Below are 24,459 nucleotides of genomic sequence, written 5' to 3' on the forward strand. Positions count from 1 at the left end.
TTTTGCGACATAGGCAGAAAGAAAACCGTAGTCGTTCAGCGCTAATTGGGCGCACAGCCGCATAGATCGAAGCAGGCATTGCTAACCGGCTTGTGAAGCCTTGTGGCGGCGCTTGCGAGCAGATCGGTCGATAAGGAAATCATCCAACTTCCGGCCGGCACGAAGTTGCGGGCTGAGCCATCGCGGTGGTTTCCCGCGCCCCGACCAAGTTTGCTCCGGGTTCTTCGGATTTCTATACTTTGGCCGCACAGGCGGGTAGGGCCGACGCTCACGGCCTGGCCGGGCGAGCTTATCGCCCCTTCCGATGGTTCGCAGCCGCTCCTCTAGTTTGACCTTTTCCGCAGTAATCCGTTGAGCGAGAGCTGCAGACACCTTCTCGTGGAGACTCCACAGCTCGTCGACACTCATCGACTTCAGGTCATTCATCTTCATTGCGATCTGCCATTCTCGAAATTTCATCGCATTAAATAGTCGCGCGCGAAGTAATAGACAAGGCGCGATTTTCGAGGAGCGAAACGAACGAGCTCGCTAAGGCGGCAGAAGAGCCTGGGAGCTGCCCTACAGCGTTGTCGGAGAACAACGAAGACAATCGATGGCTAGAGTATCAACGACATTAGTTGCTTCTTTCTGGGCAATCTATTGGATTGCCAGGACAGGTCCACATCTCGGACCGAGCAACCTCACTCCACGAGCTATATAGCTACCGCGCGGCGGTTCAACATGGTCGACACCGTCAATCCAAAATGACATATCCTCGACCGCAAGCTGTGGATTATAAATCCAACCAGTCTGGACGGCTTTCACCACTGCGAAGGCCTCGCGTGGCGAAGACGAGTCCGGAATGATGACATCAGCATCTTGCTCACATCCTGACAGAAGCTCGATAAGCTCTTTGACCTTCATTTCGCAGCCTTCGGATTGTAGTCGAGGGGAGCCTCCATCTAGGAGTTCTGAGGAAGTGGTCAACCCTGCGCCAACCTGCAGGCGACCGCCGCAACAGGCAGGGCTCTCCTTTCTGACTCGAAGAGCCGCACCATCTCCGCCTGCCACGCCAAATTATCAAAACGGCACCGCGTTTCAGGTGCCTATCGTGATCAATCCATAGCGAGTTGATCTGACGGCCTAGTCAATGCTTTCGGGTGACTCGGCGCTCGTTTCCCATAGCGCGGCTGGCGAGAGACGAGCGTTGCCGCATGGGCCGTTCAACCAACCGCAAGTTTGTCGAGAAAATACGGACTTTGAGTGAAGCTATGTCGGCTACTGTTTCTGCGGCAAAATATCGTTCCGGGCGAGAGTCTCACAGGGCTTGAATCGGACGTTGCGTCAAGTTGTATGGTCGCAGAGTGGTTTCAATACGAACAAGGAATAAAGGGCCGGTCATGACGTCCTCGCCGCTCATTCGAAAAAGCGCAACCGCTCTGCAAGCCGAGACTTCTCGATGATGCTATTTCTAGTGCTGCTTCCGATTTTGTTTGTTGGCTTCGCAGTTGGGTACGCCGTGCGCGCATGGCGCTCTCACAAGCGGCGTGAGCGTTATCGTTTGCACGCGGCTTACCTTCGGCCGATCTCCCGCGTTACGGAACGTCCCATAGAAATGCCCAAGCGCAGAGCGTTCTGATGTGTGATCAAGCCGGAACTCAAAAAGACAGTGGACCGAAGCGGATTACGAAAGATGTGCCGGCTAGGCGGTCTATTGGATACCGCAGATGGCGCGGTTTTAGGTCATCGGCACAAATCTACCGACGATAAGCGATTATGGATGCCAAGGGCCGGCAGGGACAATGAAGTCCAGCTTGCCGGTGGCAAGGGCGTTCAGTGAACGCGGGTCCTTGATGCGACACCTCGTTCGCGAGCCTCGCGTCAGCCACCTGCGGAGCCCCCGCCGAGTGCACCGGCGGGGGTATCTTCTAAAGGCCGTGGCGTTAAACCGGCACAGAACGAGATCGAGGCAGTTCGGCGAAGTGGCCACGTTTGTTGAGAAAGGACGTCGTGAGAAAGGAGGTGTCGTCAGATTGAAAGATCGATCGCTTTCCCTGGTTTCCTTATCACGATCATGCGTCTTCTCACTTGAGCGTCAAAAGTATGCGCTGAACCATTTAAGACTAGGGCGGTTCCGCTCCGGGCGCATTTTGTCTCGAGAAGTGGCATCCTCTGCCCTCGGCGGTTGCGTCCGCCCGCTCCTGGGCCAACTGCACCGAACCATCCCCGGTGGCTGGGCACGCTGGTTCGCTGTGTTTGGTGGCACGTGTTGCTGCTCAACGCTCTCGCGACAGAGTTATTGAGCAGAGTTATTGAGCAAGGTGCCGTGTGCCGGGCGGCGTGGTCGATAGGCGCAGACAGCGACCGGCGGCACAACTGCGGAAATTTCAAGCGACATCCGGGCATTCCAGTCGACGCCCTAACGAATCACATCGTATCAGAAGCATCGAGTTCTGAAGAAGGGACGTCGAGGGTGAGCAGTGTAGCAAATGTTAGCCAGACTGATCGCTTCCCGCCTTTAGCGCGAGTCTACGCTTGCAAGCGTTTCGCCTCCTCGTTCGCTGAAATGGCTTGAAGCTGTCGCAGCGTCAAGTTGTAGGTTTCCAGAAGATCGTAGCCAAATCGAGGTCCTCCAATGGAGCAGGCTGCGCTCGTCGGTGCGCGCGAATGCCAAGGTGAAGGTGGCGGGTTTGGTTGAAACGAGATCTGAAGCATCTTGCAGACTTCGCGCGTTGCGTTGGACGGCACCGACGATATTTGCGGCGGCCGTGGCGGCAGCCACAACGACATCGGACGGGCAGAAAGCTGTAATGGCACCGAAACTCTGGTCGTCTTGACTTAACTCGTCCTGCCTCAGCCGAAGTCCCGAACTGACCAAAAGCGAAAAGGAAGGCACCCAATGCGCCCTGAGCAAAGAACCGCCGGCGGTGTCCCTCAACAGGGCGGCAGGCCGCATTGGGAAATAGCCGCGTCGATCGACAGGGCCGCTCGTGCTCGGGCCGAAAGCGCGACCAACAATTCCGTCTGGCTCGAGAGTGCGTGATGGATCTAAGGGTAATCATGGGCAAAGTCGCTAGCGGCGTCCCCTTGGGCTACCAGGAAATGGCCGAGGCGTTCGACAGTATGCTGTCGGGCAAGGCGACGCCCGCGCAGATGGGCGGGTTGTTGCTGGCGCTGAGGGTGCGCGGCGAGACAGTGGAAGAAATTGCCGGCGCGGTTTCCGCGATGCGCGGCAGAATGCGACCGGTCAATGTACCGCCCGATTCCGTCGACATTGCGGGCACAGGCGGTGATGGTTCCGGCTCGGTCAACGTCTCGACATGCGCCTCTTTCATTGTCGCGGGCGCCGGCATTCCTGTCGCCAAGCACGGAAACCGCGCGCTGTCCTCACGCTCAGGCTCCGCCGACGTACTGGCATCGCTCGGAGTAAAGATCGATTTGGAGCCAGATGAAGTCGCCCGCTGTGTCCGGGATGCCGGGATCGGGTTCATGTTTGCGCCGACCCATCATCCGGCAATGAAAAACGTGAACGCGACCCAGGTCGAACTCGCGACCCGCACAATCTTTAATCTCCTCGGACCGCTCTGCAATCCTGCCGGCGTCAAGCGGCAGATGATCGGGGTGTTCTCGCGCCGATGGGTGAAGCCTCTAGCGGAGGTCTCCAAGAGCCTCGGTGCGGAATCGGTGTGGGTGGTGCACGGCTGCGATGGACTTGACGAGATCACGCTCACCGGCCCCACCTCTGTCGCCGCGCTGGAGAAGGGCGAGATTCGCAGCTTCGAGATGACGCCGGAAGAAGCCGGGCTCCCTCTCTGCGGAAAGGAGGAACTGAAGGGCGGAGATCCCGATGCGAACGCGATTGCACTGCAGAGCGTGCTGGAGGGCATGCGAGGCCCATATCGGGATGTTGCTCTCCTGAACGCAGCAGCGGCCATTATAGTAGCCGGTCGGGCCACAACGTTGAAGGAGGGCGTGGCCGTCGCGCGGGCATCACTTGATAGTGGCGCCGCCGCCGCCCGCTTGAAGCATCTGGTTGCAATTTCCAACGCCAAATAGACGACATGATCGAATCCGACATTCTGACGAAGATCGAGACATATAAGCGCGAAGAGATCGCAGCTGCCAGACGCGAGCTTCCGCGTGCTGAGCTCGACGCGCGCGCACGGCGTGCGCCTTCTCCGCGCAGCTTTGTCAGCGCAATCAACAAGAAGCGCGCTTCAGGTAGCTATGCCCTCATCGCCGAGCTCAAGAGAGCGTCGCCGTCGAGGGGGCTCATTCGCTCTGACTTTCATCCGCCGTCGCTTGCCAGATCGTATGAAGCAGGAGGCGCCGCCTGCCTCTCGGTCTTGACGGACAAACCATCTTTCATGGGTGACCTTGATTATATGGACACGGCGCGCTCGGCCACAAACCTGCCGGTCTTGCGCAAGGACTTCATTTTCGACACTTATCAGGTGATCGAGGCTCGCGCCCATGGCGCCGACTGCATTCTGCTGATTATGGCCGCGCTGGACGACGGGGCTGCCCGCGACCTCGAGGCTGCGGCCTTAACGTACGGCATGGACGTCTTGATCGAGGTCCATGACCGCGCAGAGCTCGAGCGCGCCCTCAAGCTTCGCTCGCAGATGATTGGCATCAATAACCGCAACCTGCGCACGTTCGTGACAAACCTTAAGACAAGTGAAACCCTGGCGCCACTCGTCCCGAAGGATCGTCTGATCGTCAGTGAAAGCGGCATCTGCGCGTTCACTGATCTGACGCGGCTCTCGCGAGCCGGCATCTCGACCTTCCTTGTGGGCGAAAATCTCATGCGTCAGTCTGACTTGACAGCAGCAACTCGCGCTCTGCTTTCACCAAACCAGGCGGCAGCGACCTGGGCGAACCAATGACCCGCAAAGTCTCCAATCAGCTATCGGCACACTCATATCCACGCTGACAGCACCAGCCTTCGCATGATCGGTAGATCGGGAACACGCGTCAGTGTGCAACCCGCCGCAGCGAAAGGTCGTGTATCGACAATTGCGAAATCGGCCTTAGGACCATGGTCGGATCGGCGAGTGATGATCGCGCATCCGCATGTCACGGATCATTTGTAAATTGCGGCGGTGCGTCAAAAGTCCCGTTTGCGCAGCTTTGCGATTATTCCAGCGGCGCGTCGGCGCCTAAGCCTTGAAGACGGATGGGCTAGTGTCAACCACGATCAGGCCCGCATTAGGCTCGCCGACAGAACCTCCAGGCGTGTTCATCACCATGAACCGGCTAGTCACAAGCTCGACCGAGGCGCTTGTTACGTACGCATACGACGAAGGCCGCCTAATTTGGCGCATGCGGGCGGGCACGACGAGGTCTATGATCGTGTTGGGTGAGGTCAAGCGGCCTGCTGATCGGCGGGCTTGTCGGCCTGGCGCAAGAGCTTCCATTCCCAGGGCAGTAGCTCGTGCAGACGCGATGCGGGATGATCGGCGATACGAGCCAGGACGTCGGCGAGCCAGGCTTTGGGATCGACGTCGTTGAGGCGACAGGTCGTGATCATCGTCAGCATGATGGCGGCACGGTCGGCACCACGCTGGCTGCCGGCGAAGGTCCAGTTCCGCCTTCCCAAAGCGATGCCTCTCAGTGCGCGCTCAGCGCAATTATTGGTCAAGCAGATCCTGCCATCGTCGAGGAAGCCGGCGAAGCCGTCCCAGCGCCTGAGCATGTAGTTGACCGGCTTCAGGACCTCGGAGGAACGCGAGAGGGTTTCGCGCTCGCGGAGCAACCAGGAGTGCATGTCGTCGAGAAGCGGCTTGCTCTTCTCCTGGCGCACGGCGCGCCGCTCGTCGGCGCTAAGGCCATTGACGGCGCGCTCGATCTCGAACAGAGCGTCGAGGCGCCTGACCGCCTCTAGCGCGATCGGAGAGACCGGTTTGCCCTTCTTGCCTTCCCGAGCATTTTTCTCGATATCAGCCAGCTCGAAGAAGCCCCGCCGCGCATGGGCCAGGCAAAATGCCGGTGTAATCGGCAGCGCCTTCTTCTGCGGGTCGAACAGCGGCTCGAAGCCGCTGTAGCAATCGGCCTGCAGGATGCCGGCTAATCGCGAGGTGGCAGTAATGTGAAGGAACGCCGCCGGATGCGGGATTGATGCTGTCTTTGATTGACGTTCCTTCACATTATTTCAGAGCGTGTCGAGCCAGGCGAGCAGGCTCGTATCCCGCTTCCATGACGGGGGATGTCGTACCGATTCCGGAGCACTGACCTGTTCCAGCGCCTTTCGCTTCGTTTCCAGATTGGCCCTGGCATAGTGATTGGTGGTGTCGAGGCTCACATGACCAAGCCAGCTACGGATAACGGTGACGTCGACTCCCGCCGAGACGAGGTGTACGGCGGTGGCGTGTCGGAAGCTGTGCGGCGTCACATGCTTAGTCCGCAACGTTGGTGTGGTTTCGGCCGCCGCCTTCACGTAGGCAGCAAGCTTGAACCGAACGCCGGATGCGCTGAGCGGCTCGCTATAGCGGTTGACGAACAGCCGCTGGTCCAATGCACGCGGCTGTCGCTCCAGCAGCTTTTTCAGCAACAGCACGGTTTCCGGCCAGAGTGGGCAGATGCGTTCCTTGCGGCCCTTGCCGGTAAGACGAACGCAACTTGGGCTATCGAACCGGATCGCCCCGGGACACAGATCGAGAGCCTCCTGTATCCGTGCCCCGCTGTTGTAGAGGAACGAGAGCAGTGCGTGATCGCGTATGCCTTCGAGCGTGGAGCGGTCCGGCTGGGCAAGGATCGCTGCTACCTCCGCCGGGTCCAGATAACAGGGTTCCGATACCGGCGCCCGCTTGACCGGGATGTGAAGGATTTCCACGCACTGAGCGATCGATGCGGGGTCCTTGGTCGCGACGAAGTTGAAGAAGCTGCGGATCGCGGCAAGCCTGCAGTTGCGCGTGCCGATCGTACCGCCGCGGTCGTGCTCGGCGTGACCGAGGAAGGCAGCCACCCCGTCGGCAGTCAGATCGGCCAGTGTGATCACCGCCACCTTCTTTTCCGTGCGCTGTGCGACGAACCGCAGGAACAGCCGCCAGGTGTCACGATAGGACCGGACCGTGTGGATCGATGCATTGCGTTGCTCGACGAGCCATTCGTAGAAGAACGCACGCATCAAATCCGGGAACGCGTTCGCCTTGTTCATGGCCGCACCTCCTGCCCCAGATCGAGGCATGGCGCGCCTACGGCCCTAAACCGCTCGTTCGCAAGATGCAGCAGGTCTTGTGTAACAGTGATGTAGACGAGGGTGGAGTGGATATCCTTATGGCCGAGATATGTCGCGAGGAACGGCAGCCGGTCATGCGGATTGATGCCCGAGCGGTACCATTCGAGGATACGGTGCACGACCATTGAGTGGCGCAGGTCATGAAGACGGGGACCCGTTCGCCCTTCTGGCGGCTTCAGCCCCGCTCGACGGATCACGTCGACGAGCAACAAGGCGATGACCTGCTTTGTGTAGCGGGCGTTGCGCCCCTCGTGCCAGAACAGGGCGGAGTGCGGGTCCTGCGGTGCACCGGCCTGCCGCCGCAAATCGAGATAAGCCCGAAGCTCGGCGATTGCGCTGTCGGGCAACGGCAGTATCCTCATCTTGTAGAACTTAGTTTGCCGGATTGTGATTGTGCCGGCGTGGAAGTCGACGTCACCAAGATCGAGACGGGCAAGTTCGCCACGCCGAAGCCCTGCGCAATAGGCCAGTAGGAGCATGGCATGGAGGCTCGGTGCACGCAGCGGGGCCCGTTGCGAAGGATAGGAACGGGCAATATCGAGCATCTGCCGCACGTCGGTCGGCGTATAGATGTAAGGCTTGCGCCACTGTTTCGCTAATTCCTTCTGCGGACGCGGGTTCGGGCGGCGCGGCGGGAGCGACGGATTCTTATGACGCAGGACCCTCGCAAGGATCCGCTCCAGTTTCTCACATTCCGCAGCGTGATTGAGTGTGGTTTTTGCCTTCTTCCAATGCTCCAGCATCACCTCGACCGGCTCATCCTGCAACGCAGGATTCAACTGCAGGAACCGATCGAACCGCAAGAACCATGCGGGCTGCGAGGTGTATTTGTATCCTCTGTTGCGCATCAGCGCGACGTGCTCGGCCATGATCCCGCCCAGCATGCTGCCGAACGGCTTGGGCTGGCGGAGTTCGGCAAGGGCCTGTTCGGGGTCATGCGACGCTAGTGCGCGCCAGACCGGCCGACATCGCTTGATATTGCATGCCTCGCACGAGGCGGTGACGGGATTGCGCTCGATCGCTCCGATGTTCAGAAGGTGATCGAGGAACCGATCGATGATGCGGGTGCGGTTCAGCAGCGTCGTCGCCATCCAATGGTCGGACAATGTCTGCAGCCAAGCCACCAGAACATCCTTGCCGAGCTCGGCATGGCATTCAGCGACGTCCTGGAAGCTGTTCAGCACCTGCCTGTAAGAGGCGCGGCTGTCGGCGTGTCGCAGGCTAAGCCCTGCCAGATAGCGCGCGATCAACTGCCGCTCGGGATCGGGCCATGTTGTCATGACAGCACCCCCGCTTCCGGCACGTCGAGTGCGATGGCCCTGAGGTCCTCGGTGGCAAGCTTGAGATAGGGCACCGTGGACTCCGCCGACCGGTGCCCGAGCAGATCACCGATGACCTTCTGCGGGACCGATGCGCGCAACATTTCGACCGCGCGTGCATGTCGGAAGACATGGGCACCGCTCTTGCCCGGCAGCTTGACACCGGCCTGGCGCAGTCGGCGCCGTACCATCTTGTCCAACATCTTGAGCTTGCGATAGGGTGCACGCGCGCGGATGAAGATTTCCCGGACGTCGATCGCCGGCCGCCCCGCACGTAAATAAGCAAGCACTGCTTCGCCGACCGGCTCCATCAGGGGCAGGAAGGAACAGGCCTTGGTCTTGGTGTGCCGGATGCGGATCGATTCCGCCCGCCAGTTGATGTCATCAAGCCGCAGGTTGCAGATTTCGCTCGACCTCAGGCCATAGGTCGCGAGCAGTTGCAGGATCGCATGGTCCCTCAACCCCCTCGGGGTCTTGTCCTTTCTCACAGTCTTCAGGACAGCGGCAACCTGATCTCGCTCCAGAATCGAGGGCACCCCCTCATAGGCGTAGATCCGCGGACCGATGACCTGCGGCGACAGGTCGATCGCAGTACCGCCGACCCGGTGCAGATGCCGCAACAAAGCGCGTAAGCGGTTTACGACGGCGCTCAACGATTTGCGCGTCAACTTCGGTGCGCGCATATCCATATAGCGGTCGATGTCGTCGACCCCCAGGCTCGTCAGGCTATTGTCGCCGTTCCGCCTGAACTGCCAGGTCAGGAAGTGCCGGGCCTCCCAGATCAATGCTTTGATACTGGCGGGGGCGAGGCCTCGCGCCTCATGAAGCCAGACCTCGTATTCGTCGCAGATCGCAAATCGCACCGCCTCGGCGGCGCAGGCTGCTTTCGGAGGGGGCGGCCACTGGCCCTGCGCAAGCCGCACCAGCGCATGGATTCCGGCGCGCGGGATCGGGTGCTGGTGTGGCCCTGATCGACCATGGCGTTTGCGCAACATCCCACTCGCATGGCTTATGTATGTCGACACCAGCGCCTCGGTCACGTTCTCAACCTGGATTTCTCGCCGTTCGAGATAATCGAGGAATCTGCGCGCGCACCCGCAGTAGTTACTGATCGTCCTCGGGTGATAGCGCTGGCCGGCCAGTACGGCCTTGAGCTCCGCGATCAGGTCTTCATTGGATTTCAGCACCATCGACTCCTCTGCTGGTCAAAAGACTGCAAAGGTCGCCGAGAAATAATGCGGAGCAAAGCCCGCACGGAATCCGCGGAATTTCTCGATGTTCACGCGCCGAGCCGACGTTCCTTCACATTACTGCCACCTCGCGATTAGCCGGCAAATGGCGAGCTCGTCATTTACCGGCGAAGGCGGCCAGATGTCTCTGCGGATGCTCGCCTCGTCGGTCGCTTGAGGCGTAATAGACCGCCGCAGGCGGCGCAGGCCCGGCAAACGGCCGGTCATCCCGCACATACGTCCAGATCCGGCCGATCCTGCACTTGCCCTTCGCCAGGATACGGATGGTGGTGTCATCGCCATGCAGGCGCTCAGCGGCAAGCACATGGCGTTCGATCAAGTGGAAGAGCGGCATGACGGCGAAAGTCCCGTGGCCGACCTGGTCGGCCAGCGTCGATAACGATAGGTCGATCCTCTCGCTCTTGAAGCGCGCTCCCTGGCGGTTGAGGGGGATATGCATGCCGAACTTGTCGAACAGGATGGTCGCCAGCAATTGGGGGCCGATGAAGCCGCGCGGCGTGGCATGGAACGGCGCCGGTGGCTGGCTGATCTTCTCGCAATCGCGGCAGGTGAACTTCTCGCGTACGGTCTCAATGACCTTGAAGCGGCGCGGGATCTCCTCCAGCGTCTTGGTCACATCTTCGCCGACCTTCGCCAGCCGCGATCCACCACAGCAGTCACAGGTCGTTGGTGCCTCGATGACGACGCGCTCGTGTTCGATATCGTCTGGCCACGGCTTGCGCACCGGCCGCTTGCGCACGAAGGGACGGACGTTCTGCGTCTTCGCCGCTGCAGCCTGTGCGGCAAGCTCATCCTCGCTCGCTGTGGTGACGAGTTCTTCGAGCTCCAACTCCAACTGCTCAAGCAGGCGTGCCGAGCGCTCGGATCGCTGCCCGTGCAGTTCGCGTTTGAGCTTCTCAATTCGCAGCTCGAGCTGCGCGATCAGCGCCTCGTTGTCCGACAACTCCGCCCGCGCACTGGCAGCCATCGCCTCGGCTCGCAGCCGCGCCTCACGCTCGGCTTGCAGCGCCGCCAGGGCACTGACAAGGTCCGATGGAACATCGTCCGGCTTCGATATCATGAAGCCATTGAATCAGATCGAGCAGCGGATTCAAACCGTAAAACGGCTATCCGACTCGCGTCGGACGCTGGGTTTCTTGAGGGTTGCGCCAGTCGATCCCGGACAGCAAATAGCTCAGCTGCGCCGGCGAGATTGTCACCGATTCACCGGCTACCGATGGCCAGATGAACCTTCCTCTCTCGAGTCTTTTGGTGAACAAGCAGGCGCCTTGGCCATCGTGCCAGATCATCTTCACAAGATCGCTGCGCCGACCGCGGAAGACGAACAGATGACCGCTGAGCGGGTCTTTGCGCAGCACCTCCTGCACTTGGAGCGCCAACGACGGAAAGCCTCTGCGCATATCCGTGTGGCCTGTCGCGAGCCACACTCGCGCCCCTGTCGGAACCGGGATCATCGTCGCACCAGAGCATCCAGAACTCGACGCAGCGCGTCTCCATCAACATCGCCGTCGACCCGGATGCGGTGTCCGCTACCAAGATCAATCTCGATTATGCCCTGGCTACTCCGTCGATGCGCTGGCGCCGTCGTCATTGGCGCTTCGGCCACATCCCGCGGCGGCACTGACGGCCCAATCTCGACCGGCACTAACCGCGCTATACTCGTATCACCGTGATGGCATAACTCCTTCCGCCATCGGAACAGCTGGCTCACATGAAGGCCGGCCATGCGAGCTACCTCGGAAACAGTCGTTCCGGGCTCCAGCGATGCTGCAACTAGACGCTCTTTCTCATCCTGCGACCACCGCCGCCGCCGCTCAATTGATGTGATCACCTCTGCCCGCGAAATCGTCATAGCGCTTCCCCTAGGATTACCCCTAGGATCTGCAGCGCTCGCGTCTATCAAACAAGGGCCCTCAGCGCAGGGATACCTTGTTACCGATCTTCTCTCCGACGCAGAAGCCTGCTCGACGTGCTCAACGGAGTTGAGAGGGCGCATATCGATCGAGCGGAGGGCCAGCTCGGACCACCTGAAGATGAAAACGACGTGCAGAAAAAACGCGTCGGCGGAAACACCGAAATGGTCGACCGCATGCCAACCACGACCAACGTTCCCAAGCCATCGCATGTCACGGTATCGATGAAGCTTGGCGACGTCAGTCGAGGCCAGAAGTTTCGCCCAACCGATCTGCGACCAAGATAGCTTATCCGAAGCACAAATTGCTCGGCCGGCCTGGGGAACCGAGAGCCGAGAGCGCGGCAATGTCCGCATAGCGCGAACGCTCGAACTTGAACATGGTCCCGCAGGCGGGGCACTGATCATCGGTTGCTTTGCCAGATGAGCGAAATTCAATCCATCGCGGCGATCGAGTTTCGCCAAGCCATGCGAAATGTGGCCAGCGGTGTTGCGATCGTGGCGACAGGAACGGCACTTCAACGTCGCGGTTTAACGGTCAGTTCTATCACTTCGATTTGCATAGAGCCCCAATGTTTGCTGGTCGGCATCAATAACAGTTCCGGGACTCACGATGCGATACTTGCGAACGGCAGTTTTGGCGTGAGCCTTCTTGCTATTGATCATCGGGACATCGCTCTGCGGTTTGCCGGCCGAGATGGCTCCAAAGGTCTCCAACGGTTCGTCACGAGGCAATCGCCCATCTCGGCATTTGTGTTTTCATGTCCTCAGTGGGATTTTTGATGCTCGTGTAGCGAAAGTCGTCGTGCAGCTTGCAGTAGATCGGGAAGGCATCGTTGTTCAGCGCCTGCTTCGCGGCGTAGCTGCCTTCCAGATGAAACGCGGCAAGGCTCTTTCCGGTAACCTCAGCCACCGCGCGTTCGACCACGGTATCGAAGTTGGTCGTGACCACGACCTTGATGGCCCCATGCCGAACAGCCCATCGAAGATCCTGTGACCGACGGTCAGGGATGATGCATTCTCGGAGAGCTTGGCTTGCAGATAACGGCTTTGCCGTTCGAGGTCGGCGCCGAAGATCAGTTCGAAACTTCGGCTATAGGCCGTGGGATCGCTCGACGCGGGAAAGCCGCGCGACATCAGATAGGATTCGATCTTCTCGCGGACCGCGGCGTTTTGCAGATCGTTCGACGAAACTTTCTGATGCTTTTCGGAGCAGTAAATGATGTCCCAAGCTGTGGGGAGGCCTGCACTTTGGGACGTCCCCCCGGCATCCAGGCAAACATCCCTGGCGCTTCCGTTACAATGCGGATGTACTCTGCTTGCTCCATGGGTTCAGGCTAGCTTCGCTTGGCGCGCACAACCACTGATAAATATGGTCGATATTGTCGCCTTTGGGGTGAGGTGGGGCGATGGGGCGATGGGGCGATTGGAGACGTCGCAGAGACGTCTCAGGGCCGAAAGGCCTCGTAAAATTATCTTCCCCGAGCGTGCGTTGTTTTTTCGTGGAAATGGAGTGTTTTGGCTGTTCAAAGCTTGCAGGCTACCTTTCGGTAGCGGCATGCAAGTCTAATGATCCAGCCTTGCTGCCGATCTAAGCATTTGGGAAAGCTGAGTAAATCGACGTTTTGGCGGCTTGGTTTAACGTTTCAGCCAAATATCAAGTATAAGTTGATTTTGCGAGATCTTTCCAAACTGGCCCTTAGTTTGAGTATATGCCATATTATCAAGCATGACTGGATCAAAAGGCCAACTTCTAAACCAGCTCGACAAGCTTCTCCCGGAGGGGCTGCTGGTGGATTCGGCCTGGCTAAAACGCCATGGCTACTCCGCCCAGCTTCAAAATCTGTATGTGAAGTCAGGCTGGCTTGAGCAGCCGGCCCGTGGTGTCTTCCGGCGGCCGCGCGGAGCCCTAAGCTGGCAACAGGTCGTTATATCGCTCCAGACGATCCTCAACTATTCGCCGCTCGTAGTTGGCGGCCGGACGTCGCTCGAATTGCAAGGCTATGCGCACTACCTTCCGCAATCGACGACGCGCGTTCATCTCTACGGACCAAAGGCACCACCCAACTGGGTTCAAAAGCTGCCGCTGCCCGTCAAGTTCGTCTACCACAACGACCGGCGGCTCTTCAAAAGCGAACCCGTCGCAAAAGGCATAAGCAGCGTCCGCTGGAATGTCGAAACGGGGAAGATGCTCGACGTCACGGCCTTTCGCGGAGGGGACGTCGCTCAACTGAATTGGGGACAGTGGGATTGGCCATTGACCTTATCGACACCGGAGCGCGCGTTCTTCGAACTGCTCGACGAATTGCCCAACAATGAAAGTTTCGAGCAAGTCGATGCTCTGCTTGGTGGCCTCGCCAATCTTCGGCCGGATCGCCTGCAAAAGCTCCTGCAAGATTGCGGGAGCGTGAAGGTCAAACGCCTGTTCTTTTACTTTGCCGACCGCCACGAGCATGCCTGGCTCAAGCGCCTCAGCAAGGAAGGCGTCGATCTCGGCCAAGGCAAACGCATGCTCGTGAGAGGTGGCGTCCTCGATCCTACCTATCAGATAACCGTCCCCGGAGACCTCGATGGCGTTCGCTGACGTTTACAAGAGACAGGTCGCGCTCCTGCTGCGCGTTCTTCCGTTCGTCACGGAGGAGGAGTGCTTCGCCCTGAAAGGTGGCACAGCGATCAATCTGTTTGTTCGCAACATGCCACGCCTCTCGGTCGACATCGATCTCACCTATGTTCCTGTTGCGCCGCGCGCTGAATCTCTTGCCGACATTGACGCGGCGATGAAGCGCATCGTCGGCAAGATCAAAGAGAAAATCCCCGGCGCGCAGGTCCACGAGACCCAGAGAGAGGGGGCCATCGTCAAACTTGTCGTTCGTTCCCAGAACGTCCAGATCAAAATTGAAGTCACGCCGGTACTGCGTGGATGCGTCTTCGAGCCCGTTCTCACCTCGGTGCGTCCCGCCGGTGAGGAAGAGTTTGGGTTTGCAGAGGCCCGCACGGTCTCCTTCGCCGACCTCTATGCCGGAAAAATCGTCGCGGCTTTGGATCGGCAGCATCCGCGCGATCTATTCGATGTTCGCGATCTTCTGGCCAATGAAGGCATCACGGATGAGATCCGTAAGGCGTTCATTGTTTATCTATTAAGTCACGATCGCCCGATGTCCGAGGTGCTTGCATCGCCCCAGAAGGATATTAGAGACGAATTCCTTCACGGGTTTGAAGGTATGACCGACAAGCCAGTCTCAAAGGACGAACTGATTGCCGCGCGCAAGAAGCTCGTTGATGAGATCGTCGGCAAGATGCCGGACGATCACCGAAAATTCCTGGTGTCGTTCGAACGCGGGCAACCGGATTGGGATCTCCTCGGCGTGCCTGGCGCGGCTAATCTCCCGGCCGTCAAATGGCGCCAGCAGAACCTTGGCAAGCTTTCGGAGGACAAGCGGGAGAGCTATGCAGAATTTTGGGTGACGAGGTGATCAGGCGGCGTGGGTTGCCGGCATTTGGATGACCTCGATGCCGTCGTTGAATCTGACACCTGCGATGATCTTCGGCAACTGATTTGTGCCTTTGAGCCGCCGCCAGGTTTTTGATGCGGCGATAACCAGCTTGAACACCATCAGCCTGGCGGTCGTTGCCGACAGCGATCCTTTCGTCCGCACGGTTCTGTGCCGCACGGTCGCGAACACGCTTTCGATGGGGTTGGTCGTGCGCAAGTGATCCCAATGCTCGGCAGGGAAGTCGTAGAAGGCCAGCAGTGCGTCGCGGTCCTTGGCGAGGCATTCGACCGCCCGGCCGTACTTGGCGCGATATTTCTGGGCGAAGATGTCGATCGCCGCTTCGGCGGCCGCCCGGTTCGGCGCCCAATAGACCTCGCGCAGGTCCTTCTTCATGTTGGCCTGCACCGAGAGCGGGACCTTGTCCAGGACGTTGACGGTCTTGTGCACCCAGCAGCGCTGGTGCCGCGTGCCGGGACAGATCTCGTCAAGCGCCTTCCAGAAGCCGAGCGCGCCGTCACCAACGGCAATTTCAGGGGCGATTTGCAACCCGCGCTGCTTCACGTCGATCAGGAGCTCACGCCAGCTCTGCGCGCTCTCGCGGACGCCGACCTGAAAGCCGATCAGCTCCTTCTTGCCTTCCGGCGTCGCGCCGATCAGCACCAGCATGCATTCGCCGTGGTCTTCCATGCGCGCCTGCAGGAAGACGCCATCGGCCCACACATACACGTAGCGTCGCGCCGACAGATCGCGCTTCTGCCAGCGCTCGTACTCGCCCTGCCACTCGGCCGTCAGCCGAGAAACCACCGCAGGCGACAGGTTTGGCGCGTCCTTGCCCAGCAGGGCCGTCAGTGCCTCCCGGAAATCGCCGGTCGAGATGCCGCGCAGATACAGCACCGGCAACAGCGCATCCAGGCTCCGGGTGCGCCGCGCCCACAGCGGCAGGATCGCCGAGCTGAACCGGATCCGCTCGCCATCGCTGGCCGCTCCACGGTCGCGAATCTTTGCCCGCGCCACTTCGACCGGGCCGATGCCGGTCGCAATCGTCCGCGCCGGGCCGTAACCATGTCGCACGACACGGGCGCGCCCGTCGGCCAGCTTCAAATCCTTCACCGTGGCAAGAAACGTCTCGACTTCGACCTCCACGGCCTGCGCCAGAAGTTGCCGAGCACCAGCTCGCAGAATATTGGTCAGTGGATCGTCGATATCGTCGGGCTGACGAAGGGCAACAATATTGCTAGTCTCGTTCATGGCGTATCGCTCTCCTTGAGAGGTTCTGGCAGGCTCGACACCCGCCTCGATACGCCGCCTATCTCAGTCCGTCATCACCCAGTTTCCCGCATAGCTCCAAGCGGGACCGTCTTGTTGCTGATCTCGAGAAAGTGTTGGCACGGTAACCCGCTTGGCATTGCCAGCCATTGTCCCGCGCGGCGCACCATGGCGGAAGCTCACACCAATTATCCAAGCAGTCATCGATGATTGACTTCGGCCGACCTCGTCTTAAGGAATTTCAGGGCTGGCTTGCCGACGAAATTCCATGCACGGAAAAGGAGGCGCGCGCAGAACTGCATTCATTTCCGCTGCCCTCACTTCTGATCCATTATATCAACTGGCGTGACCGCATTGTGCCAGTAAGGCCCCGCACAGTTACGACTTGGGACAAGTTGCTGGGCGACAAGCGGACCTTGGACAATTGGGCAGCCGTCAATGCCCATGTCGAGCGCATCGTCGCGGGCAGGGACCTCACGCCTTACCTCTCGCATGATATAGCTCGATCTGGCCATGTCCGCTCCCGCGCAAGTAAGGGAAAGCGTCCCGGTGTGGAGTGGGGTGACAAAGATTATGCTCTGAATGCGTATGGATTTCACCACCTGCAGTTGAGCGATACGATGCTTTCAAACGGCTGGGCTCGCCGAACAAAAGAACTTCTCTACGTATCGTTCGATCGAAGCTCGGCGTTCTTCCTCATGGTCGGTGACCATAAGAGTTTCGATGACGGAACCCTGGCACAGGCAGTGGCCGAAATGCGCGCCGGGTCGCGCTCGTCAATCATGGGCGGCGCAAGCACGGGCTCTGAAGGAAGGGACCATTCCGAGCGAAATAAGCTACAACGCCACGGCTTTGCGACGACCATGACGGTTGGCGATAAGGTCGTGTTTGGCGCGATGATTTCCACCGCCGGCACATCGACCCACCATTCAGTTCATGTCGCGAAAATCATGCGCACCATCGAGGAGCCAGAGCGCCGCGCCGATGATGCCGATTTCCACCAGACTCTCTTCGAATCGGCTCCTCAGAGCTGCCCGGCAAGGCCGGATTTTGTCTGGCGAATGCACAATTTTGATGTTGGACTTCTGGAGCGTACGACAGGCACGTTTTTCAGGATGCTTCCTTGGATACGCTAAAGAGTGGTGCCGTAAGTCTCTCTGATACCTTGTTCGGGGTTACCCGCAACGGTAGAGTGACGAGAGATTCACCCAAATCTTCATATGAAATTCCTTCCAAATAGCGCTGATATTCCCCACGATCTCATTCGGTCTGTGAGTGATGGCGACGTCATCTTCCTTTGCGGGGCGGGCGTCTCCCTTGGTGTCGGCTTGCCGACCTTCAAAAAGCTGACCGACGACGGCACGCCGCACGCGGTCGTCGTCACTCGCGAAGTAGAAGGATTCCGTTCTCACTCGATCAGCGGCCGTTAGACAGCTCGTTGAGACTGTGCTGGGTGGTAGGGATTGAATCAGGCACGTTCTTTTGCGCAGCTGGCGCGCTTTGGTTTGTGGGGACAGCACCAGCGTGTAGAGATGCGATTGGCCGGAAGGCCGCGCACGTATGCGACGCTCGGAGACGGATGCAGCTTCAACCGGATATGGCCTTAGTTAGGCCGCCATCGCTTTCTTGGCGGCTTGCGCAAGAAAGCCAGATCGAGTGAAGCCATGCTGTTCGGCATAGTTGTCGATCTCACTCAGAACGTCGGCGGGAAGAGTGACGTTGACGCGCACACTCTTCACCTCTTCCGCAGGCGCTGGAACGAGAACGGCAACGCCATCTCTGTTCTCAGCGTTCGCCATGATATCCTCGAGAGAGGAGGGCTCAGGTACGGCTTCGCCGTCTGCTGCCATACCTTCCAGGTGTAGGGCCAAGGCTTCCGCAGCCATAGCGCGTGCATCGTCCAGATCCGTGCCAGCGGTGATCACGCCGGGAAGATCGGGAAACGAAACACCATAGTCGCTGTCCGCGTCCTTATGGATCAGTGCAATATAGTGTCGCATGTGAGTTCCTTGGGCGGGCCGGTGGCCCTCTCTATGCGGTGTCATTTCAACTTCAGGTCGGCTTGCTTCTTGATGCTCTTTAGCGTTCCAACCGGGATGTCCCGCTTGGGGTGAGGGACTGTGACCCGGCCCTTCTTAGTCGGGTGTTTGAATTGAATGTGGCTGCCCTTCTGAGTAGCCTGTTCCCATCCGTCGGCCTTCAGAGCTTTGATAATGTTCGCCGATTTCATATGTGTATTTATACATACCAAAGCCAATAGGGGTCAACACATAAATACACACTATTCGAAGGTTCCGTTCCTCGAGCGCCGCGGGGGAGGGGATTCGTTGTTGAACAAGCAGATTGAGCAGCAGGCTCATCGTTTTGCCGGCGCCTTTCTGTTTCCACGAGAAGCATTTCGTTTTGAGGTGACGCGTCCGACGCTGGACTATTTCCGCGCGCTCAAGAAGCGACGAAATCTGACGCGGCGAGGAGGGTTGGATCCTCATCGCTCGCTTGCTCCAAACAAATTGAATCCGGAATCAGTTTACGAACGTGTTCCGTTCGATCGTCGAGCAAAAAGAAGTTTTCGCTCGTCATAATACCTTTCGATTAGCCAGCGCAGCGAGCTAGGAGATGTCTTCGCCTTGCTGCTGTTCGGGGAAAGTTGAGGCGCGAGTTTGCCGGAGAATGCCAATCGGTACTCTTCGAAAAAGTCATCCGACCCGATCGGCTATTTCAGGCAGATCTTTCGGCGCCCCTTCCGCCGGAAATAGATGCGAATGTTGCCGTATCGATCCCTGTCCTCATACAAATACTTGAGATCGATGATGCCACGTATTCCTCCGTTGAGGGCCGCCTTGTTTGACGGACGCGAACGCTGCAGGTCCTAGGGGTAATCCTAGGAAAAGCGCTATGACGATTTCGCGGGCAGAGTTGATCACATCGGTCGAGCGGCGGCGTCGGTGGTCGCAGGATGAGAAGGAACGGCTAGTTGCAGCATCGCTCGAGCCCGGAGCCACTGTTTCCGAGGTGGCTCGCATGGCCGGCCTTCATGTGAGCCAGCTGTTCAGGTGGCGCAAAGAGCTTTGCAAGGGCCAGGGAGCCTGCCTGTTTACCAAAAGACTCGAGAGAGGAAGGTTCATCTGGCCATCGGTTGTCGGTGAATCGGTAACGATCTCGCCGGCGCAGTTGAGCTATCTGTTGTCCGGGATCCATTGGCGCAACCCACAAGAAACCCAGCGTCCGACGCGGGTCGGATAGCCGTTTTACAGTTTGAATCTGCTGCTTGATCTGATTCAATGGCTTCATGATATCGAAGCCGGACGAACTTCCATCGGACCTTGTGAGTGCCCTGGCGGCGCTGCAGGCCGAGCGTGAGGCGCGGCTGCAAGCCGAGGCGGTGGCTGCCAGTGCGCGGGCGGAGCTGTCGGACAACGAGGCACTGATCGCGCATCTCGAGCTGCGGATCGAGAAGCTCATGGTCCAAAGCGCAGCTGCGCAATGAACGAGGTGACCACCATTGCTCAGCATTTGTGAGGCTCAAAAGACGGCGCCTGCAACTATCGATCCCTAGCGCCGGACGGCAAGCCTTATGTTCGGCCAACTCCTGCAGCGACTTCAGACCGAATGATGGTTGCGGTGTTCAATGAAGCCTCTAGCGAGAGGTCCCCAAATGCAAGCTGACAAAGAAGATAGTTGGCACCCGCCTCTTCCAGATGATTAAGGAGTGTTTGTCGTATTGAAGCGGCCGTCCCGGCAACGCACAACTCACTCTCGATTGCCGCATCGAACGTCAAGGGCAGGTTTTGTGGAGTGGGGATGTTGTTGCGTTCATAAAGGAACTTGAAGCTGTCGAGCCAGCGTCCATAAGCAGGTGCAGCGAGTGAATAAGCATCTGCTTCAGAACTTCCAGCCACGACCATGCGAAGCAAGCCAAGAAACGGCGACGGACCATTCGCGTCTGAGCGTTGCTCTCGACGCGAGCGGTATGCGTCCGTGACCCTCCGGACGGACGATGAGGGTCCAAGACTCGCGATGTTTGCACCGATTTCCGCGGCCCAGCTTGCCGAATCGGGTTGATTTACAGCGATCCATGTCGGGGGGTGCGGCCACTGACGAGGCGTCAGCGTCAATGGAACCTCGTCCAATCGGTAATGGATACCCTCGTAGGAGAGCGTGCCGCCTCGCATAGCTTTAACAAGGATTTCGCTGGCTTCCGTATAACGTCCCGGCGCCGCGTCTGCACTGACGCCGAAATATCCCAACTCAACCGGGAGGGAGCCGCGTCCGATGCCAAGTTCAAGCCTGCCGCCGCTCAAGTGATCCAGCATACAGACCTCTTCAAAGACTCGCAGCGGATGATGAAGGCTAAGCAGCATAACCATCGGGCCGATGCGAAGATTGGTTGTGCGTTGAGCGACGCTGGACAAGAACAGATTCGGCGAAGGACTTCTGCCATGGGGAGTGCAATGGTGCTCTGCTAGATGATAGGCATAGAACCCCAGGCGATCGCATGCCTCGGCGAGCAGCAGCCGATCATCATATTGCTTGGCGACATCACGGCCGTTCGCGTCCAGGTGATCGAAGATACCGAACGTCAGTGTTGAAGAAGGGAGATTTTTCACTTGACCACCTCGAGAATTGCAGCAGGAGAGCTATCGGCTTGGCTTAGAGCGAAGATCTGGAAATGTCACCGACCGCTGAAAGAAACGTATCCATTTGCGTGTCTGTGCCGATTGCAATGCGTATGAAATTTTCGAGACCGTTTTCAGGAAAGAATGCAACAAGCACGTTGTGGCCCTGCAATGCGGCTTGCCACCAAGCGCCATCGTGCTCGCCGGGCACCCGAGCCAGCAAAAAATTGGCGTGGGAAGGCAATACCGAAAACCCAAGTTTGGACAGCTCAATTGTCGTTCGCTCTCTTGCAAGCATAATACGTTGGTGGTTCTCCTCGAAGGCGGCCCGATGCGCAATGATGCTCGCACCGACCGCATGACCAATCACATTCATGTTGAAGAGGTTCTGCATGGTACGCAGCCTGCCGATGAGCTCGGGGTGACCGAAGCCGAAGCCGATGCGAAGGCCCGCGGTGGCATAACTTTTCGAAAAAGTTCTCAGTACCAGAAGATTTGAATAGCGGTTGACGAGCCGTAGTCCGTTATCGGGCGCAAAGTCGACATACGCTTCGTCGAGCACGATCAGTCGATCCGATTGTGCTACGAGCCTTTCGATATCGGCGATCGGAACAAACGTTCCCGTCGGATTGTTCGGATTGGCCAGCACGATGAACTTGGCATCTCTGGTGGGACCGAAAAGCAGTTGGTGCGTGGGTAAGGAATGGGTCTTACCCCACCCGACCTCCAGAAATTGAGCTTCGTGCAACATGGCGAGCTTGCGGTTGAACGAAAATCCGGGCGATATCATCGCGACGGTGTCGCCCGGAGCGAGGAACGCTTTGTAGATGAGACCGAGAAGTTCAGACGATCCGTTCCCAGCAATCACCTGATCGGCGGACAGGCCGTACACACAGGCCGCCGCCTCGCGTAAGCCGGCGTTCTCGTTTTCCGGATACAGATAATGCTGCTCAAGGGCGGCAATCGCGCTTTGTCTGACGATTGGCGGCAACGGGAATGGGTTCTCGTTCATGTTGAGTTTGACGCAATTAGCATCAAGCGCGGGCGGAGCAGGCGGTGCAACATCTAACTGTTTTGCCACGTGCGAGAGGGACGAGAGTGCGCTTAGCAGCCTTGCGTCTGACATGTGGTCGCTTCGTCGAAAAGCATGGGTTCTGAGCATGGCGATGGTCCGATCTGGCTGAACACTCTGGTCTTGGCGCATGAGCTTCCGCACCAGCAGGCCGACCTGTCTCTTCACAGTCGGACGGCGCGGGCTTCACCCGTTTTTAGATGTCTATCCTAACAGTTGCATGAATACAGGAGCGAAACCGCAACTTGTGTTACTCGTTCCTTGTATTGCGAGGGGCGAGCCGGTCGGATGTGTGCTACCCCATGATACCCGTATTGGGTGCTGTTCAACTCCAGCGAAGGCGCATCGTCGGCCTGGAGAACTTCATCGACATCTCGATGAAGACTGTCGGCGGTGAATTCAGACAGATCGATGTCTGCTGTTCGGTAACGGCGGACCTCAAGAATGCCCGCCGTGTGGCTGCTGGTCATGCTTGGAGTTGAGGGACGTCGTAGTTGTTCTCCAGCAGGGAGATATAGATGCTCTTGGGCGCTTTCTTGGACGTGATCGAGGAGCGTGACAGACTGACGCGGCGCAAACATTTGCGTTTGAGACATTCACAACCCTTGTTCCAGAGCCATCGACGGCCCCGATGCCCTACTTGTTCTGGTAGTGTACAACTTGACCCTACGTTCGTTTCAAGGGGGCCGATAGTCATTGGACAATGTGTCCTACTCGCTACAATGAGACTCGAGCGCGCTAACGATCGACGAAATCGCCAAGCCATCAAGAAACTGGTCGAACAAAAAAGTGCAGCGAGGCAGCCGCCCCACAAAATTGCGTGAGCGACAACTAGCTCAAAGCCGCATTGACCTTTCATTCATCGCCAAAGGGAGCGAGAAAGCTGCAGTAGCATTACTCGAGAGTGGCATTGTTGTTGCAGAAGCTATGCGGTCGAAGTGGGTAGGTCGCTCCACAGCGTGCCCATAGAGCGTGCCCATATGGCACGAGCGGCAAGGAAATGCGATGGAAGAGAAATTGCCATGGAGGATCTGAACGACAAGGAGCCAGGAGACACAGAAACCCTACTTTGTCGCCTAGGTCGTGCGCCGGCCGAACATGCCGGGATGGTGAATGTGCCGATCTACCGCGGTTCTACCATTGTTTCGGAGACCTTGGAGGATTGGGATATCCGGAACAAAGACACTCCGAGCTACGGTCGCTTTGGCTCGCCCCTGTCTCGCGCGCTTGAAGCGGCCGTTTGCAAGTTAGAGGGTGGCTTCCGTTCGATTCTCTTCCCATCAGGGCAATCTGCTTGCACTCATTCGCTGCTTGCGTGTCTAAAGGCCGGCGACGCTATTCTGATCAGCGACGGCGTTTACGCGCCTGTGAGAGCCTTCGCGGACAGCGTTCTTGCGAGACTGCAGATCGAGGCACAGTATTTTTGTCCAACCCGCCCGTCAGAATTGGCGGCAAAGATCAGCGCAAATACACGGGCCATCTATCTGGAGTCGCCGTCGTCCACGACCTTCGAGGTTCAAGATGTGCCAGCACTCGTGGCCATTGCACATCAGTCGGGCGCGCTTGTGATCATGGACAATACCTGGGCGACACCTCTGTATTTCAGACCATTCGAGCATGGGGTCGATATATCGATCCAGGCCGCGACGAAGTATATCGTTGGCCATTCCGATGCATTTCTTGGCAGTTGCAACTGCGAATGAACCGGCATGGCCTGCACTGAAGTCTACTGCGCACCATTTCGGCGAAATTGGCGGACCAGATGACATTTATCTGGCTCTCCGGGGACTGCGTAGTCTGGCTTTGCGCATGAAGCGGCATTGGGAAAATGGCCTTATTCTGGCGCAAAGCCTGCAGACACATCCAGCTGTCGACCGGGTGTTGCACCCGGCCCTTCCCGACGATCCCGGCCATATCATTTGGAAAAGGGATTTTCTGGGCGCCAGTGGACTCTTCGGGATTGTTCTGAAGCCTATGTCACGGGAACAACTTTCGGTTCTCTTCAGTAGCCTGCGCCTCTTTGGGATTGGTCTGTCCTGGGGCGGGTACGAAAGTCTCGCTCTGCTTGTCGAGCCACCAAAGCGAACGGAAGCCTCGCACGCGTTCGCAGGACCGCTGATTCGCGTACACGCGGGCCTGGAGAGTCCCAACGAGTTGATCGCGGACATGCACAACGCACTGAACGCCGCCTGCAACGCAACTGATGGCATTGTGCGCCAGGAAATGAGCGAACTCATCAGTCAATGCCAAGTAGTCAGTTAGCGCTGGTGCTTTAACCTTAAGTAGTGTCGCAAAGGTGCCTCGAGGCTGC

The 24,459-nt window shown here is 58.4% G+C and carries 24 protein-coding genes and 3 pseudogenes; 14 read left to right on the forward strand and 13 right to left on the reverse strand.

The features are described 5' to 3' along the window. Window positions 1-81: 81 nt before the first annotated feature. Window positions 82-459, reverse strand: coding sequence for an H-NS family nucleoid-associated regulatory protein (locus NLM33_RS37230; RefSeq protein ID WP_371930036.1), 378 nt, complete (start codon window positions 457-459; stop codon window positions 82-84). 2,559 nt (window positions 460-3,018) lie between these two features. Between NLM33_RS37230 and trpD the strand changes: the two genes are divergently transcribed. After that, window positions 3,019-4,035, forward strand: coding sequence for an anthranilate phosphoribosyltransferase (trpD, locus tag NLM33_RS37235; protein WP_254103409.1), 1,017 nt, complete (start codon window positions 3,019-3,021; stop codon window positions 4,033-4,035). A gap of 5 nt (window positions 4,036-4,040) precedes the next feature. Further along, window positions 4,041-4,868 (forward strand): indole-3-glycerol phosphate synthase TrpC, encoded by an 828-nt coding sequence (gene trpC, locus NLM33_RS37240; protein WP_254103410.1) that lies wholly within the window; start codon window positions 4,041-4,043, stop codon window positions 4,866-4,868. A gap of 479 nt (window positions 4,869-5,347) precedes the next feature. On the opposite strand, the pseudogene NLM33_RS37245 reads toward trpC, so the two are convergent. The 7 genes and pseudogenes from NLM33_RS37245 to NLM33_RS49880 all read right to left on the reverse strand — a co-directional run. Further along, a pseudogene (locus tag NLM33_RS37245) lies at window positions 5,348-6,046 on the reverse strand (IS66 family transposase); the annotation flags it as partial. A gap of 87 nt (window positions 6,047-6,133) precedes the next feature. Continuing rightward, window positions 6,134-7,138 carry a site-specific integrase gene (locus NLM33_RS37250; protein ID WP_254103411.1) on the reverse strand — a complete coding sequence of 335 codons (1,005 nt, stop codon included), beginning with the start codon at window positions 7,136-7,138 and terminating at the stop codon, window positions 6,134-6,136. Further along, a complete protein-coding gene (locus NLM33_RS37255; protein ID WP_254103412.1) occupies window positions 7,135-8,499 on the reverse strand; it encodes a tyrosine-type recombinase/integrase in 1,365 nt (454 codons plus the stop codon). Before NLM33_RS37255 ends, NLM33_RS37250 begins: the two co-directional genes overlap by 4 nt. Continuing rightward, window positions 8,496-9,725, reverse strand: coding sequence for a site-specific integrase (locus NLM33_RS37260; protein WP_254106089.1), 1,230 nt, complete (start codon window positions 9,723-9,725; stop codon window positions 8,496-8,498). The genes NLM33_RS37255 and NLM33_RS37260 overlap by 4 nt, the downstream gene beginning before the upstream one ends. A 166-nt stretch (window positions 9,726-9,891) precedes the next feature. Further along, window positions 9,892-10,848: pseudogene (locus NLM33_RS37265) on the reverse strand (IS66 family transposase); the annotation flags it as partial. A 46-nt stretch (window positions 10,849-10,894) separates the two neighbouring features. Then, entirely contained in the window at window positions 10,895-11,242 is a 348-nt protein-coding gene (gene tnpB, locus NLM33_RS37270) for an IS66 family insertion sequence element accessory protein TnpB (protein WP_254103413.1), read from the reverse strand. Continuing rightward, entirely contained in the window at window positions 11,239-12,108 is an 870-nt protein-coding gene (locus NLM33_RS49880; RefSeq protein ID WP_371930037.1) for a transposase, read from the reverse strand. The genes tnpB and NLM33_RS49880 overlap by 4 nt, the downstream gene beginning before the upstream one ends. Window positions 12,109-12,123: 15 nt before the next feature. Between NLM33_RS49880 and NLM33_RS37275 the strand changes: the two genes are divergently transcribed. The 4 genes from NLM33_RS37275 (at window position 12,124) to NLM33_RS37290 (ending at window position 15,173) form a co-directional block, all read left to right on the forward strand. Next, window positions 12,124-12,483 (forward strand): flavin reductase family protein, encoded by a 360-nt coding sequence (locus NLM33_RS37275; RefSeq protein ID WP_254103414.1) that lies wholly within the window; start codon window positions 12,124-12,126, stop codon window positions 12,481-12,483. A 22-nt stretch (window positions 12,484-12,505) separates the two neighbouring features. Beyond that, window positions 12,506-12,697, forward strand: a complete 192-nt coding sequence (locus tag NLM33_RS37280; RefSeq protein ID WP_254103415.1) for a hypothetical protein — start codon at window positions 12,506-12,508, stop codon at window positions 12,695-12,697. A gap of 732 nt (window positions 12,698-13,429) precedes the next feature. Beyond that, window positions 13,430-14,284 carry a type IV toxin-antitoxin system AbiEi family antitoxin domain-containing protein gene (locus tag NLM33_RS37285; protein ID WP_254103416.1) on the forward strand — a complete coding sequence of 285 codons (855 nt, stop codon included), beginning with the start codon at window positions 13,430-13,432 and terminating at the stop codon, window positions 14,282-14,284. Beyond that, on the forward strand, window positions 14,271-15,173 hold the full coding sequence (locus NLM33_RS37290) for a nucleotidyl transferase AbiEii/AbiGii toxin family protein (RefSeq protein WP_254103417.1): 903 nt from the start codon (window positions 14,271-14,273) through the stop codon (window positions 15,171-15,173). The genes NLM33_RS37285 and NLM33_RS37290 overlap by 14 nt, the downstream gene beginning before the upstream one ends. Here the strand turns inward: NLM33_RS37290 and NLM33_RS37295 are convergent, their stop codons facing one another. Then, entirely contained in the window at window positions 15,174-16,442 is a 1,269-nt protein-coding gene (locus NLM33_RS37295) for an IS256 family transposase (protein ID WP_254094380.1), read from the reverse strand. A 224-nt stretch (window positions 16,443-16,666) separates the two neighbouring features. Between NLM33_RS37295 and NLM33_RS37300 the strand changes: the two genes are divergently transcribed. Then, complete coding sequence (locus NLM33_RS37300; RefSeq protein ID WP_254103418.1) at window positions 16,667-17,596, forward strand: hypothetical protein; 930 nt, start codon at window positions 16,667-16,669, stop codon at window positions 17,594-17,596. An 84-nt stretch (window positions 17,597-17,680) separates the two neighbouring features. Then, window positions 17,681-17,890 carry a hypothetical protein gene (locus NLM33_RS37305; protein ID WP_254103419.1) on the forward strand — a complete coding sequence of 70 codons (210 nt, stop codon included), beginning with the start codon at window positions 17,681-17,683 and terminating at the stop codon, window positions 17,888-17,890. Window positions 17,891-18,067: 177 nt separating this feature from the next. On the opposite strand, the gene NLM33_RS37310 is transcribed toward NLM33_RS37305, so the two are convergent. Together NLM33_RS37310 and NLM33_RS37315 are read right to left on the reverse strand one after the other, a co-directional pair. Then, on the reverse strand, window positions 18,068-18,460 hold the full coding sequence (locus NLM33_RS37310; protein WP_254103420.1) for a type II toxin-antitoxin system HicB family antitoxin: 393 nt from the start codon (window positions 18,458-18,460) through the stop codon (window positions 18,068-18,070). A gap of 41 nt (window positions 18,461-18,501) precedes the next feature. Beyond that, window positions 18,502-18,690: a type II toxin-antitoxin system HicA family toxin gene (locus tag NLM33_RS37315; protein ID WP_254103421.1), complete on the reverse strand. Its 189-nt coding sequence runs from the start codon at window positions 18,688-18,690 to the stop codon at window positions 18,502-18,504. 100 nt (window positions 18,691-18,790) lie between these two features. Between NLM33_RS37315 and NLM33_RS37320 the strand changes: the two genes are divergently transcribed. The 3 genes and pseudogenes from NLM33_RS37320 to NLM33_RS37330 form a co-directional block, all read left to right on the forward strand. Then, on the forward strand, window positions 18,791-19,042 hold the full coding sequence (locus tag NLM33_RS37320) for an ImmA/IrrE family metallo-endopeptidase (RefSeq protein WP_254103422.1): 252 nt from the start codon (window positions 18,791-18,793) through the stop codon (window positions 19,040-19,042). Between the two features lie 313 nt (window positions 19,043-19,355). Continuing rightward, a complete protein-coding gene (locus tag NLM33_RS37325; protein WP_254103423.1) occupies window positions 19,356-19,703 on the forward strand; it encodes a transposase in 348 nt (115 codons plus the stop codon). Window positions 19,704-19,749: 46 nt separating this feature from the next. Then, window positions 19,750-19,920: pseudogene (locus tag NLM33_RS37330) on the forward strand (IS66 family transposase); the annotation flags it as partial. 112 nt (window positions 19,921-20,032) lie between these two features. Here the strand turns inward: NLM33_RS37330 and NLM33_RS37335 are convergent. Both NLM33_RS37335 and NLM33_RS37340 read right to left on the reverse strand, forming a co-directional pair. Then, a complete protein-coding gene (locus NLM33_RS37335) occupies window positions 20,033-21,067 on the reverse strand; it encodes an LLM class flavin-dependent oxidoreductase (protein ID WP_254103424.1) in 1,035 nt (344 codons plus the stop codon). A 43-nt stretch (window positions 21,068-21,110) separates the two neighbouring features. After that, window positions 21,111-22,202 (reverse strand): histidinol-phosphate transaminase, encoded by a 1,092-nt coding sequence (locus NLM33_RS37340; RefSeq protein WP_254103425.1) that lies wholly within the window; start codon window positions 22,200-22,202, stop codon window positions 21,111-21,113. A gap of 248 nt (window positions 22,203-22,450) precedes the next feature. Between NLM33_RS37340 and NLM33_RS37345 the strand changes: the two genes are divergently transcribed. From NLM33_RS37345 to NLM33_RS37355, 3 genes are all read left to right on the forward strand, one after another. After that, entirely contained in the window at window positions 22,451-22,630 is a 180-nt protein-coding gene (locus NLM33_RS37345) for a hypothetical protein (RefSeq protein ID WP_254103426.1), read from the forward strand. 540 nt (window positions 22,631-23,170) lie between these two features. Further along, window positions 23,171-23,851 (forward strand): PLP-dependent aspartate aminotransferase family protein, encoded by a 681-nt coding sequence (locus NLM33_RS37350; RefSeq protein ID WP_254103427.1) that lies wholly within the window; start codon window positions 23,171-23,173, stop codon window positions 23,849-23,851. Then, window positions 23,808-24,410: a PLP-dependent transferase gene (locus tag NLM33_RS37355; protein ID WP_254103428.1), complete on the forward strand. Its 603-nt coding sequence runs from the start codon at window positions 23,808-23,810 to the stop codon at window positions 24,408-24,410. Before NLM33_RS37350 ends, NLM33_RS37355 begins: the two co-directional genes overlap by 44 nt. The last annotated feature ends 49 nt before the right edge of the window (window positions 24,411-24,459 follow it).

Source organism: Bradyrhizobium sp. CCGUVB1N3, from assembly GCF_024199925.1.
In the GTDB taxonomy this organism is placed as follows: domain Bacteria; phylum Pseudomonadota; class Alphaproteobacteria; order Rhizobiales; family Xanthobacteraceae; genus Bradyrhizobium.

What these genes read in the sequence shown, in the direction of transcription:
- NLM33_RS37230 (WP_371930036.1), bottom strand. Translation starts at nt 459, where the DNA reads ATGAAATTTCGAGAATGGCAGATCGCAATGAAGATGAATGACCTGAAG.
- trpC (WP_254103410.1), top strand. Translation starts at nt 4,041, where the DNA reads ATGATCGAATCCGACATTCTGACGAAGATCGAGACATATAAGCGCGAA.
- NLM33_RS37250 (WP_254103411.1), bottom strand. Translation starts at nt 7,138, where the DNA reads ATGAACAAGGCGAACGCGTTCCCGGATTTGATGCGTGCGTTCTTCTAC.
- NLM33_RS37255 (WP_254103412.1), bottom strand. Translation starts at nt 8,499, where the DNA reads ATGACAACATGGCCCGATCCCGAGCGGCAGTTGATCGCGCGCTATCTG.
- tnpB (WP_254103413.1), bottom strand. Translation starts at nt 11,242, where the DNA reads ATGATCCCGGTTCCGACAGGGGCGCGAGTGTGGCTCGCGACAGGCCAC.
- NLM33_RS49880 (WP_371930037.1), bottom strand. Translation starts at nt 12,108, where the DNA reads ATGATCAGTGCCCCGCCTGCGGGACCATGTTCAAGTTCGAGCGTTCGC.
- NLM33_RS37275 (WP_254103414.1), top strand. Translation starts at nt 12,124, where the DNA reads ATGAGCGAAATTCAATCCATCGCGGCGATCGAGTTTCGCCAAGCCATG.
- NLM33_RS37285 (WP_254103416.1), top strand. Translation starts at nt 13,430, where the DNA reads ATGACTGGATCAAAAGGCCAACTTCTAAACCAGCTCGACAAGCTTCTC.
- NLM33_RS37290 (WP_254103417.1), top strand. Translation starts at nt 14,271, where the DNA reads ATGGCGTTCGCTGACGTTTACAAGAGACAGGTCGCGCTCCTGCTGCGC.
- NLM33_RS37295 (WP_254094380.1), bottom strand. Translation starts at nt 16,442, where the DNA reads ATGAACGAGACTAGCAATATTGTTGCCCTTCGTCAGCCCGACGATATC.
- NLM33_RS37300 (WP_254103418.1), top strand. Translation starts at nt 16,667, where the DNA reads ATGATTGACTTCGGCCGACCTCGTCTTAAGGAATTTCAGGGCTGGCTT.
- NLM33_RS37305 (WP_254103419.1), top strand. Translation starts at nt 17,681, where the DNA reads ATGAAATTCCTTCCAAATAGCGCTGATATTCCCCACGATCTCATTCGG.
- NLM33_RS37310 (WP_254103420.1), bottom strand. Translation starts at nt 18,460, where the DNA reads ATGCGACACTATATTGCACTGATCCATAAGGACGCGGACAGCGACTAT.
- NLM33_RS37315 (WP_254103421.1), bottom strand. Translation starts at nt 18,690, where the DNA reads ATGAAATCGGCGAACATTATCAAAGCTCTGAAGGCCGACGGATGGGAA.
- NLM33_RS37325 (WP_254103423.1), top strand. Translation starts at nt 19,356, where the DNA reads ATGACGATTTCGCGGGCAGAGTTGATCACATCGGTCGAGCGGCGGCGT.
- NLM33_RS37340 (WP_254103425.1), bottom strand. Translation starts at nt 22,202, where the DNA reads ATGTCAGACGCAAGGCTGCTAAGCGCACTCTCGTCCCTCTCGCACGTG.
- NLM33_RS37345 (WP_254103426.1), top strand. Translation starts at nt 22,451, where the DNA reads ATGATACCCGTATTGGGTGCTGTTCAACTCCAGCGAAGGCGCATCGTC.
- NLM33_RS37350 (WP_254103427.1), top strand. Translation starts at nt 23,171, where the DNA reads ATGGAGGATCTGAACGACAAGGAGCCAGGAGACACAGAAACCCTACTT.